Genomic DNA, 11,106 nt, shown 5'->3' with positions numbered 1-11,106 from the left:
GAGCACCGGTCCCGACCCGCCCTGCCTGTGTCAGCCCTGTTCCGCGTCAGCCGGCCGCCGTCACCTGGATGATCAGCGCCTGCATCGGCCACAGCGTGGGGAGCTGCAGCCCGACCTCGGTCAGCACGGAGCCGGGCACGTCAACGGCCTCCTTGCCGAGCCAGCCGGGCGTGATGCCACCCATCCACTTCGCGGAACCCACCTCGTCGCGCACCCGCACGCTGTAGCGCCGGGCCGGGTCGAGCCCGTCGAGCCGCACCCGCTCCGTCAGCGCGTCCTGGAGCGAGGCCATGGTCGCCACCGTCCACACGCCCGCGGCGCGGTCGGGGGAGACGAAGCCCGTGACCCGCAGCGCGGGGTCCACCGTGTCGCCGTGCACGACCGTGCCGGTGTGCACGAGCGACCGGAGCTCCTTGTAGAGCGCCGCGTACGCCGTGACCGCGACCAGCTCGTCGTCCGTGCAGGCCAGCAGGTCCCACTCGAACCCGGCGTGGCCCTGGAGCGCCGTGGCCACGCGGTACGAGAGGTCGGTGGTGCGCCCCGACGAGTGCGCGGGCGACGGGCCGACGTGCGCCCCGATCAGCTCGGGCGGCAGTACGAGCGACGTCCACCGCTGGATGTCCTGGCGCTCCACCGGGTCGTTGGAGTCGGAGGCCCACACGCGGTCGGTGATCTCCAGGATCCCCAGGTCGGTCCGTGCACCGCCCGAGGAGCACGACTCGATCTCCAGCCCCGGGTGGTCGGCCTTGAGCCGGGCGATCAGGGCGTACGCGGCCAGCGTCTGCACGTGGGTGCCCGGCCGCCCGACGCCGTCCGCCCCGACGTGGACGGGCTCCGTGAGGTCGCGGTTGTGGTCCCACTTGATGAAGTCGATGCCCAGCTCCGTGACCAGGGCCGAGATCTGGCCGCGCACGTGCTCCCACGCCTCGGGGACGGCGAGGTCCAGCACGTACTGCGTGCGGAACGACAGCCCGTCCGGCGACGGGACGGCCGCGGTGTTCGAGAGGATCCACTCCGGGTGGGCGCGGGCCAGGTCGGAGTCGAGGTTGACCATCTCGGGCTCGAACCACAGCCCGAACTCCATGCCCAGCTCGTGGACCAGACCCGCGAGCGGGCCCAGGCCGTCGGGCCACACGTCGTGGTCGACCACCCAGTCGCCCAGCCCGGTGGTGTCGTCGCGCCGGGAGTGGAACCAGCCGTCGTCGAGCACGAAGCGCTCCACGCCCACCGCCGCGGCGCGCCGCGCGAGCCGCTCCAGCTTGGCCGGGGAGTGGTCGAAGTACACGGCCTCCCACGTGTTCAGCACCAGCGGCCGCGGGCTCGTCACGTGCTGCGGACGCGCCCGCATCCAGGTGTGGAACCGGTCCTGGACGCCGTCCAGGCCCCGCGGTGACCAGGCGAAGTACGCGACCGGCGTGCGGTACGCCGTGCCGGGCGCCAGCCGGACCTCGCCCGGGCGCACGAGCTCGCCCGCCCCGAGCAGCGTCGCGTGCTCGGTGAGGTGGTCCACGCGGTGCGTCACGTCGGCGCTCCACCCCAGGTGGGTCGCCCAGGCCTCGCCGGTGCGGTGGCGCGGCGTGCCCGACGACGCCACCGTCACCCAGGGCGCGTCGTGACCCGACCGGCCCCGGCGGGTCTGCCGGGCCGTGCTGCCGCCCGGCATCGGCGTGGTCACCGGCGACTTCTCGCGGGACCAACGGCCCGTGAACTGGGTCAGGTGGTCCGCCGCCCGCGGCACGGGCAGCGTGGCCTCCAGCCAGTGCACGTCCACGGGGTCGTCGCCGTCGTTCGCCAGCTCGTGCCACAGCAGGACGAGCCCGCCCGCGCCGACCTCCAGGTGCGAGCGCAGCGTCAGCCCCAGGTCCGGGTCGTGGGCCGTGACCAGCAGGTCGACGGTGTCCCGCTCCACCTCGGTGACGGTCCAGCGTGGGAACAGCGAGATGCCGCCCGCCGCCACGAGCAGGCCGGGGCGGCCCGCCCAGCCGTCCGACTCCTGCGGCAGCAGGGAGGGCCGCCACGCGGCGTCGAGCGTGCCGGGCGCGGTCTGCCGGCTGGTCGCCGAGTCGAGCGCCTGCAGGTCGGCGGGCGACAGGTCGCCCAGGTCGGGGCCCCAGTGGAGCACGAGCGGCAGCCCGCGCTCGGGGTGGGCCACGACCACGGCGACACCGTCGCGGCGCAGCACCGACCAGCTCGTGACCTCGTCGAACCTGTGCATCGTGCTGTCCTCTCGCCCCCTGAACCACACCGTACGCGCGGTCACTGACAGGGGATCGGGTTTCGTCCTGCTCGTGCGGGTGATGTGCCGCGGGTGGTGACGCGCCTAGCGCGCCACGAGGTCGTTCTCGGTGCGCAGCACCGGCCGGGAGACCAGCGCCGCCGGGTCGAGGTCGCGGCTCGTCGTCACGTGGAACACCGCCGTCGTGCCCGCCGGGAGGTCGACCACCTGCTCGTCCACCTCGGCGTCCGGGTCGAGCCGGTCGGCCAGCACGGACACGCCGAGCGCCAGCGACGTCGCCGTCACCTCGACGCGGTAGCCGTCGTCCTGGGCGGTGACCGCGGTCTCCAGCGGCGCGGAGTCGAGCGCCAGGTCCTTGCTCTCGGCCCAGCGGTGCAGCCCGCGCTCCGCGCCGAGGGCCACGACCAGCACCTCGTGCGCGGCGTCGGCCACTGCGACCAGGTCGCCCTCGAGCGGGACCAGGGTCACCGAGCGCGGCGGCACCACGACCTCGCTGTCCGACGTCGCCAGCACCTCGCCGCCCAGCGTGGTCCGGGCCGCCGCGACGGGGCCGGCCCACGGCTCGTCGGTGTCGTTGACCAGCGCAGCGACCAGCCCGTCGCCGCGCGGCTGCACCGTGACCGCCCGGTCGGCGAACGCGTTCCGCAGCGCGTACCAGAGCGGCTTGCGTCGGCCGTCGCCGTCCACGGCGGCCCAGGACGTGACGGGCCAGCAGTCGTTGAGCTGCCACACGATCGCGCCCGCGGTACGCGGCCACCACGACCGGTAGTGCTCCACGGCGTGCCGCACCGCGCGCGCCTGGTTGAGCTGCGTGGCCCAGTGCCAGTCGACGAAGTCCTCGGGGACGTCCAGGTGCGGGGCCAGGCCGCGGTCCAGCTTGCCGTTGCCGTCGATCGCCTTCTGGTGCAGCAGGAAGACCTCGGACTCCTTGAAGCCCTCCGGGACGGCAGCGCCGTCCGGCCCGTCAGCGCTGTCAGGAAGGATCGCCCTCGTCAGGGTCGCCCAGGTGGCCGGGCCCTGGAAGCCGAACTCCGACGCGAAGCGCGGCACGTCGTCGCGGTAGTGGGTGTAGTCCACGCGGTTCCACACGTCCCACTGGTGGTGCGTGCCGTGGTCCGGGTCGTTGGGGTGCACCTGCTCGGGCGTGAAGCCGGGGGAGTAGGGCGAGCCGTCCGAGTAGGGGCGGGTCGGGTCGACCTCGGCCAGCACCTGCGGGAAGAGCTCGTAGTAGTAGCCGGCGCCCCAGGTCAGGTCGCCCAGCCGCTCCTTCCAGCCCCAGTCCTCGTGGCCCCAGATGTTCTCGTTGCCGCCGTTCCACAGCACCAGCGACGGGTGCGGCGCCAGCCGGGCGGCGTTCTCCCGCAGCTCGGCCTCGAACTCGGACCGGTGGGGCTCCTCCTCGGGGTAGGCGGCGCAGGCCAGCAGGATGTCCTGCCAGACCATGACGCCCTTCTCGTCGCAGACGTCGTAGAAGTCGTCCGACTCGTAGATGCCGCCGCCCCACACCCGCAGCAGGTTGAGGTTGGCGCCCAGCGCCTGGTCCACCCGCCGTTCGAGGCGCTCGCGCGTGATCCGCGTCAGCAGGTGGTCGTCGGGGATCCAGTTGGCCCCGCGCGCGAAGACCCGCTTGCCGTTGATCAGGAACGTGAAGCCAGTGCCGTGCTCGTCGCGCTCGCGGTCCACCTCGACGGTGCGGAACGCGACCCGGCCGGACCACGCGTCCAGCGGGTTCGAGCGGTCCTCGCCGTCGCCCTCGTAGAGGGTGACCTCGATCGGATAGAGGGGCTGGTCGCCGTGCCCGGCGGGCCACCACAGGTCGACGTCGCCGGCCTCGACCCGCACGTCCAGGACGCCGCCGGCCCAGCCGGCCGGGATCCCCGTGCTGGTCCCGCGGTCCCCGACGGAGACGTCGACGGTCAGCCGCGGCGTGTCGGCCAGGCCGGAGGCCTCGATCTCGACGCGCACGTCGACCAGCCCCGTGCCGTCGTCGGCCACGGTGGCCAGCGGGGTCACCCGGGCCAGCCGGGCCACCCGCCAGCGCTCCACCCGCACGGGCTTCCACAGGCCGGCCGTCTGCAGGTCCGGACCCCAGTCCCAGCCGAACGAGCAGGCCATCTTGCGCACCATGTTGAACGGTTGGTCGTAGGCCATGGGGCGGACGCCGAGCCGCTCCGCCTCGGCCTCGGCCGTCTCGATCGCGGAGTCGAGGTCGACCACCAGGTTGGCCGGCGTGCCCACGAGCTCGCGCACGTCATAGCGGTACGAGCGGTGCATGTTCGCGGTGCGGCCGAGCTGGGTGCGGCCCTGGCCGACGGCGGCGTGCTCCACGTCCGTGTCGACCGCCACGCCGGCCACCGTGTCGATGCCCTCGAAGAGCAGGTCGACGCGCTCGTCGTCCGCGGCGGGCGGCTCGTCCAGGACGGTCGCGTACCGCCAGGTGGTGCGCTTCATCCAGGCGACCGAGGTCTCGTTCGTGCCGAGGTACGGGTCGGGGATGAGCCCCTGCTCCAGCAGGGCGGTGTGGCTCGTGCCCGGGACCGTCGCCGGGACGGGGACCCCGGCGAGGTCCGCCGGGACGGGGCCGCCCGTCGCGGTCAGGGTCCAGTCGGTCAGGTCGCGGCTGATCTTCATCGATCCTCGTCCTCCCAGAGCGGTGCGCTCAGTGCGTGTGCGAGCGTCCCGAGCATAGGGTGCGCGTCGCCGCGGATCGAACCGATACCACCGGGTGGTTCGCCGCCCTCGGGACGGCGTTCAGTCGGGCCGGACCACCAGGCCGAGCCGCTCGGCGAGGAGGATCGCCTGGGCCTCGCTGACCACCGCTCCGGTGAGGTTCGCCGTCAGGGGGTCGAGCGACGACAGGTCGCTGCCGCGCAGGTCGGCGTTGGTGAGGTCGGCCTCGTGGAGGTCCGCGGCCGACAGGTCGCAGCCGACCAGGACGCCCCCGGCCGCCTTGATGCCCGACAGGTCTGCCTCGCGCAGCCGGACGCCCTCGAGCTGCGCACCGGCGAGAGCCGCGCGGTGCAGGTTGGTGAAGGACCAGTTGCCGCCCTCGACCTTGAGCAGGTCGAACCGGCAGTTGTTGAACTGCGAGCCCACGAGCTTGCAGCGTTCCAGCTTCGCGTCGAAGAAGACGCACGCGTCGAAGACGCACGACGTGAACGCGAACTCCGTCAGGTGGGCGCTGTTGAAACGGACGCCCCGGAACACGCACGAGTCGAAGGTGGCGCCCGTCCCCGTGGTCTCCGTCAGGTCCATGTCGGCGAACAGCGTGGCCATGTGGTCCTCGCCGGACAGGTCGCGGGCGTACCAGTCCTCGCCCCTGACGGTGAGCTCTGTGGCGGGCATCCGGATCATGCGGTCGACCCTACGGGTACCCACTGACAGTGCCCCGCCGACCACGCCCCGACGACGACGCCCCGCCGCTGCGGGCGGCGGGGCGTCGGGTTCACGCGGTCAAGAAGTCAGGCGGTCACACGGTCAGGCGGCGTCCGGGAACGGGACGCCCGTGGTCGCGTGGCAGCGGTAGCCGTTCGGGTTCTTCGCGGCCGACAGGTACTGCTGGTGGTAGTCCTCGGCGTAGTAGAACGGCCCGGCCTCGGCGGCGGGGGCGATCTCCGTGGTGATCGCGTCGTACCCCTTGGCGCTCAGCACCTCGGCGTAGCGCTTCGCCGTCTCCTGCGCGGCCTCGGCCTGCTCCGGCGTGGTCCAGTAGATGCCGGAGCGGTACTGGGTGCCCACGTCGTTGCCCTGGCGGAAGCCCTGCGTCGGGTCGTGCCGCTCCCAGAAGATCTTGAGCAGCTCGGCCTCGCTGACCTTGGTCGGGTCGTACGCCACGAGCGCGGTCTCCGTGTGGCCGGTCCGCGCGGTGCAGACCTCCTCGTACGTCGGGTTGGGCGTGGTGCCGCCCATGTAGCCGACGGCAGTGCTCACGACACCGGGGACCTGCCAGTAGATCTCCTCGGCGCCCCAGAAACAGCCCATCGCCAGGTAGAGCACCCGCGTGCCCGGCTCCCACGGCCCCGTGATCGACGAGCCCAGCACGGTGTGCGGGCGCGGGGCCTGGAGCAGCGGTGCGGAGCGCCCGGGCAGGGCGTCCTCGGGGGCCACCATGGTGGTCTTGCTCGAACCGGAGCCCGGGCCGAAGAGGGAGTTCAGGAAAGTCATCGAACACACATCCTTTGGGTCTGATTCGTGCGGTGGCACGTTTGTCCATCACAACACGCGCGGGATCGGCGGTGTTCCGCTCAAATCCTTCTGCCGTCGGCAGATCCGGTGGCACCACACGCGCGCGCAGGCCATCGTCGGCACATGAGCAGCGAGGTCTCCACGGTAGCGGTCCTGTCCGACGTCCACGGGGTGCTCCCCGTCCTGGAGGCGGTGCTCGCGGAACCCGACGTGGCGGCCGCCGACCGGGTGGTCGTCACCGGCGACCACGCCGCCGGCCCGCAGCCCGTCGAGGTCCTGGACCGCCTCCGGGCCCTGGGGGAGCGGGCCGTGCTGGTCCGCGGGAACGCGGACCGCGAGCTGGTGGCGCTGGCGCGCGGCGGCAGCACCGACATCCCGGACCCGGTCGCGCCGTGGGCCGCGTCCCGGCTGCGGCCCGACGACGTCGCGCTGCTCGCCGGCCTGCCGCACCCCGTCGAGCTGGCGGTGCGCGGGTTCGGCCGCGTCGTCTTCTGCCACGGCACCCCGCGCGACGACGAGGAGGTGGTGCTCGTCGACTCCTCGCTGGAGCGCTGGGCCGACGTGCTCGGGGGCCTCGACGCCGACGTGACCACCGTGGTCATGGGACACACCCACATGCCGTTCGTCCGGCTCGTCGACCGGCGCCTGTGCGTCAACCCCGGCAGCGTCGGCATGCCGTACGGCCGCGCCGGCGGGTCGTGGGCCCTCCTGCGCGACGGCCAGGTCGAGCTGCGGCACACCCCGGTCGACGTCGAGGCGGCCGTCGCCGCGGTGGCCGCCGGGAGCGCCTACCCCGGGGCGGAGGAGTGGGCGCGGGAGTACGTGACGTCGGCCAACAGCGACGCCGACGCGCTGCGGGCGTTCGGCCCGCGGGACGGGCGAGCCGAAGGCGGCACACCTTGATGTAGGGCATTGGGTAGGGCATCATGTAGGGCATGATGAAGACGAGCATCTACCTGGACGAGCAGCGCAAGGCTGATCTTGACCGTGTGGGCGCGCTCACAGGTCGATCGCAGGCGGATCTCATTCGCGAGGGGATCGACCAGGTGATCCACGACCATCTGCGCACACGCCCGAAGATGAAGGGGCGACTGCGGCAGCACGGCCTGACCCGCCGTGTCGACGAGCTCATGGACGGCTTCGGCGAGTGATCGTCGTCGCCGACACCGGAGGGATCGTCGCGGCCATGGATCCGGGCGAGCCACAGCACGACCAGTTCCGGGAGACGCTCGAGTCGGCCAGAGTCGCGGTCGTTACACCGCTGGTGATCGCCGAGGTCCACTACCTGTTGAGCGCTGCAGGCGAGCACCTGGCGGCGAGCGACTTCCTGGAGAACGTCACGGACGGCTTCTTCGAGGTGGCAGACCCGCGACCGGAGGACTACGGCACCGCGAGGGCTCTTATCAAGAAGTACGAGGGGACGATGCAGCGCAAGCGTCGCAAGCCCGGGTCCTTGGACCTCGCGGATGCCATGAACGTGGTCGTGGCCGGTTCCTTGGGGACCAACCTGGTCGTTGCGACCGATCAGGACTACCGCGTGGTGAGCCCGCTCAGCGGACACGAGTACTTCGCGATCCTTCCGGCAGACGGCGAGCACGTCTGAGCGTCCGATCGGACGGGCCGCTCAGAGCTGAGCCGCGAAGCGCTCCACGGCTCCGGTGACACGCGCGAGGATCTCGTGCGACCGGCGCCAGTCGCTTACCTCGAGCGAGTGGTCCGCGCCGTCGACCTCCAGCACCTCCGTGTCCGGGGCGGTCACGACACCGCCGTCCCACAGCGGGTCCGCCGTGCCGCCGGCGAGCAGCGCCGGCGCCCTCCCGGCGGCGATCGCGGCACGGACCGGCTCGGACGCCTGGCCGGTGAGCACCGGCGTCAGCCAGACTCCCGGGAGGCCGAGGTCCACCGCGACCGGCAGGGCGAACGAGCCGAGCGACTTGGCGACCACGAGGTGCCGGCCGCCGTCGGGCACCGACGCGTTCCGGATCGCCTCCCCGTAGGTCCGGCGGGCCTCGCCCCAGTCCGGGGAGAGCTCGTCCCAGGCGAACGTGCGGACGGTCCAGCCGGCCGCGCGCAACGTCTTGGCGGCGTACCAGAGCAGCGGGCCCTGCGCGGTGTACCCGCTGCCCGGGAGGACCGTCGCGACCCGCGCGGGATCGCCCGCGGTCGTGCTGATCTGCCAGGTCGTCATCCCGCCACCGTAGCCTCGGCGGCCCGCCGACGTCAGCGTCATTGACGACGACGGCGGCGGCGACGGCGACGGCGACGGCGGCGGTGTCGGCGTCGGTGGCGATGTCAGTGGCCCGGCGTAGCGTCCTGTCCATGGCCGACACCGACACCGAGGTCCTGTTCACCGACGTCGCGGCGTGGCGCGCGTGGCTCGACGAGAACGAGGAGACGTCGGACGGCGTCTGGCTGATCCTCGCGCGCAAGGGCAAGGACGCCCCGACCACCCTGACGTACGACACCGCGCTCGACGAGGCGCTGTGCAGCGGCTGGATCGACGCGCAGGGCCGCAGCCGGGACGACACGACGTCGCTCCAGCGGTTCTGCCCGCGCCGGTCTCGCAGCCGCTGGTCCGCACGGAACGTGCGCATCGTGGCCCGCCTGACCACCGAGGGGCGCATGCGACCCCGCGGCCAGCAGGAGATCGACAAGGCCAAGGCCGACGGCCGCTGGGACGTCGCGTACGAGGGCAGCAAGAACATCGAGGTGCCGCCCGACCTCGCGGAGGCGCTCGCGGCCAGCCCGCGGGCGACGGCGATGTTCGGGATCCTCACGGCGCAGAACCGGTTCGCGATCCTCTTCCGTGTCACCGGCGTCAAGAAGCCGGAGACGCGGGCGCGGAACATCGCCAAGTTCGTGGGCATGCTGGAGCGGGGCGAGACGGTCTACCCGCAGAAGCGGAAGCTGGAGGACTGACCGCGGCCGCGATCTGCCCAGGAGCTGCCCTGAAAGTGTCCTTGAGATCCGCTGAGCGGCTTCACTAGGGTTCCTGGCGGCGGCGGTTCCCGCAGCGCCGAGACCGGGGAGGGCCGTGGACAGCGAGGTCGTACTGCGGCTCGAGTCGGGAGACGTGCTGGTCACCTTCGTGCCGAGCGCCCCCAGGTCGCCGTCCGGCGCCGCTCGTCCCGAGCGTCCCGCCGTCCGGGGCACGACGGCGGCCGACGCGCTCGACGCCGTGGCCACGCGGCTTGCCGCCGACGGCGCCAGCGTGCACCCGGGCCTCGAAGCGCTGCTCGGCCTGCCGGAGGCGGCCCTCCTGCTGCACACGCTGGAGACGTACCTGGAGCTCGCGGGCAGCGCGCGGGCGACGGCGGCGGCGCTGCACCTGCACCGCACCTCGCTGTACTACCGGCTCCAGCGGGTCGAGCTGCTCGCCGGCACCGACCTCAAGGACGGCACCGAGCGGCTCGCCCTGCACCTGGCGCTCCGGGTCGCCCGGGCGGCGGGCCGGCTCCCCGACCAGGCGGCCGCGCCGGGCGCGTAGCCGGTCCGGCACGGCCGCACCGGCACGTCACCGCACCGGCACGACCGCACCGGCACTACCGCACCGGCAGGTCACCGCACCGCCCGCTCCGCGATGGTGGCACCGAGCTCGCGGCCCGTGACCCCCTCGGGCCAGCCCCGCAGCAGGCTGCCGTCCTTGCCGACCAGGGCCACCAGCGGCGCCTCGGCGACCGCGTACCTGAGCCACGCGTCGCCGGTCGGGTCCACCGCCACGGGATAGGTGATGTCGTTCTCCTCGACGTAGGCGGCGACGTCGCCGGGGTCGGAGAGGTTCGCGACGCCGAGGAACAGCACCTGGTCCTCGTACTCCTCGACCACGTCGTTGATCGGCCCCTGCTGCGCCGTGCAACGGGTGCACCAGGTCTCGAAGAACACGAGGACGACGGGGCGTTCCGCCCACTGTTCGGCCAGGTCCAGCGTGGTGCCGTCGGTCAGCTCCAGGGTGAGCGAGGGCGCCGGAGGCGCGTCGTCGGGCGCGAGCCGGAACTCGACGCCCGTGGGGACCGGCCCGGGCAGCTGCCCGCGCGGGGTCCCGGTGCAGCCGGCGAGGGCGCCGATCACCAGCCCGGTCGCGAGCAGCGCCGCGAGGGCGCGCCTCACCGCAGCACCGCCTCGGGCGCGTCGTCGAGGGCGGGGTTGGGCTCGATCGGCACGGGGCCGTGGCCGTCGATCGTCAGCTCGGCGTCCGCCAGGTCGACCGAGGCCGGGACCTCGATCGACATGACGCACACGGTGGGCTGCCGGGCGGTGCCCAGGTCGATCGAGAAGGCCTTCTCGGCGCGGCCCTCGGGCAGCGCGCCGGCGGCGAGCACGTCGCCGTCGGCCACCAGCTCGTACGGCGCCTCCGGGTGCGCGTACCGGAAGGCACGCGCACCCGAGCACGGGTCGGCGGGTTCGCGGATGTTCGCGTCGGGCACCACGAGGCGCACGGCCTGCGTCTCCGCGCTGCCCGCGGCCCCACCCGAGCACCCGGCCACCACCCCGACCAGGCACACGCCGACGGCGGCCGCCCGCAACCACCCGACGGCCCCCGCGAGCTCGGTCCGTTGCCCCCAGATCGGTCCGTCGACCGCCCGAGCGCGGTGCAACCGACCGACCGGGGCGCCCCCCCCCCCCCCCCCCCCCCCCCCCCCCACCCCCCCCCCCCCCCCCCCCCCCCCCCCCCCCCCCACACACCA

At 73.4% G+C, this 11,106-nt stretch carries 12 protein-coding genes; 5 read left to right on the top strand and 7 right to left on the bottom strand.

Annotation, left to right across the window (positions count from 1 at the left end; genetic code table 11):
- Window positions 1-46: 46 nt before the first annotated feature.
- From ACFWEJ_RS21970 to msrA, 4 genes are all read right to left on the bottom strand, one after another.
- Window positions 47-2,215, bottom strand: a complete 2,169-nt coding sequence (locus ACFWEJ_RS21970) for an alpha-galactosidase (protein ID WP_377231316.1) — start codon at window positions 2,213-2,215, stop codon at window positions 47-49.
- Between the two features lie 105 nt (window positions 2,216-2,320).
- Window positions 2,321-4,867 carry a glycoside hydrolase family 2 protein gene (locus tag ACFWEJ_RS21965; RefSeq protein WP_377231315.1) on the bottom strand — a complete coding sequence of 849 codons (2,547 nt, stop codon included), beginning with the start codon at window positions 4,865-4,867 and terminating at the stop codon, window positions 2,321-2,323.
- A 120-nt stretch (window positions 4,868-4,987) separates the two neighbouring features.
- On the bottom strand, window positions 4,988-5,590 hold the full coding sequence (locus ACFWEJ_RS21960; RefSeq protein ID WP_377231314.1) for a pentapeptide repeat-containing protein: 603 nt from the start codon (window positions 5,588-5,590) through the stop codon (window positions 4,988-4,990).
- Between the two features lie 123 nt (window positions 5,591-5,713).
- Window positions 5,714-6,400 carry a peptide-methionine (S)-S-oxide reductase MsrA gene (gene msrA / locus ACFWEJ_RS21955; protein WP_377231313.1) on the bottom strand — a complete coding sequence of 229 codons (687 nt, stop codon included), beginning with the start codon at window positions 6,398-6,400 and terminating at the stop codon, window positions 5,714-5,716.
- Between the two features lie 144 nt (window positions 6,401-6,544).
- On the opposite strand from msrA, the gene ACFWEJ_RS21950 reads away from it, so the two are divergent.
- Genes ACFWEJ_RS21950 through ACFWEJ_RS21940 form a run of 3 tightly spaced genes read left to right on the top strand, consistent with a single transcriptional unit; the run spans window position 6,545 to window position 8,024 of the window.
- A complete protein-coding gene (locus ACFWEJ_RS21950) occupies window positions 6,545-7,324 on the top strand; it encodes a metallophosphoesterase family protein (protein WP_377231312.1) in 780 nt (259 codons plus the stop codon).
- Between the two features lie 32 nt (window positions 7,325-7,356).
- Window positions 7,357-7,572 carry a hypothetical protein gene (locus tag ACFWEJ_RS21945; protein ID WP_377231311.1) on the top strand — a complete coding sequence of 72 codons (216 nt, stop codon included), beginning with the start codon at window positions 7,357-7,359 and terminating at the stop codon, window positions 7,570-7,572.
- Entirely contained in the window at window positions 7,569-8,024 is a 456-nt protein-coding gene (locus tag ACFWEJ_RS21940) for a type II toxin-antitoxin system VapC family toxin (protein WP_377231310.1), read from the top strand. Before ACFWEJ_RS21945 ends, ACFWEJ_RS21940 begins: the two co-directional genes overlap by 4 nt.
- A gap of 21 nt (window positions 8,025-8,045) precedes the next feature.
- Here ACFWEJ_RS21940 and ACFWEJ_RS21935 read toward each other — a convergent pair whose 3' ends face one another.
- Window positions 8,046-8,609, bottom strand: coding sequence for a hypothetical protein (locus tag ACFWEJ_RS21935; protein WP_377231309.1), 564 nt, complete (start codon window positions 8,607-8,609; stop codon window positions 8,046-8,048).
- Window positions 8,610-8,740: 131 nt separating this feature from the next.
- On the opposite strand from ACFWEJ_RS21935, the gene ACFWEJ_RS21930 reads away from it, so the two are divergent.
- Both ACFWEJ_RS21930 and ACFWEJ_RS21925 read left to right on the top strand, forming a co-directional pair.
- Entirely contained in the window at window positions 8,741-9,340 is a 600-nt protein-coding gene (locus ACFWEJ_RS21930; protein WP_377231308.1) for a YdeI family protein, read from the top strand.
- Window positions 9,341-9,455: 115 nt separating this feature from the next.
- Entirely contained in the window at window positions 9,456-9,908 is a 453-nt protein-coding gene (locus tag ACFWEJ_RS21925; RefSeq protein ID WP_377231307.1) for a helix-turn-helix domain-containing protein, read from the top strand.
- A gap of 71 nt (window positions 9,909-9,979) precedes the next feature.
- Here ACFWEJ_RS21925 and ACFWEJ_RS21920 read toward each other — a convergent pair whose 3' ends face one another.
- Window positions 9,980-10,528, bottom strand: coding sequence for a peroxiredoxin family protein (locus ACFWEJ_RS21920; RefSeq protein WP_377231306.1), 549 nt, complete (start codon window positions 10,526-10,528; stop codon window positions 9,980-9,982).
- Entirely contained in the window at window positions 10,525-11,016 is a 492-nt protein-coding gene (locus ACFWEJ_RS21915; protein ID WP_377231305.1) for a hypothetical protein, read from the bottom strand. The genes ACFWEJ_RS21920 and ACFWEJ_RS21915 overlap by 4 nt, the downstream gene beginning before the upstream one ends.
- Window positions 11,017-11,106 lie beyond the last annotated feature (90 nt).

This window comes from Promicromonospora sp. NPDC060204 (genome assembly GCF_042728455.1).
In the GTDB taxonomy this organism is placed as follows: Bacteria; Actinomycetota; Actinomycetes; order Actinomycetales; family Cellulomonadaceae; genus Promicromonospora.
The sequence above is the reverse complement of the archived record's forward strand: the minus strand, read 5'-3'. Positions and strand labels throughout refer to the sequence as shown.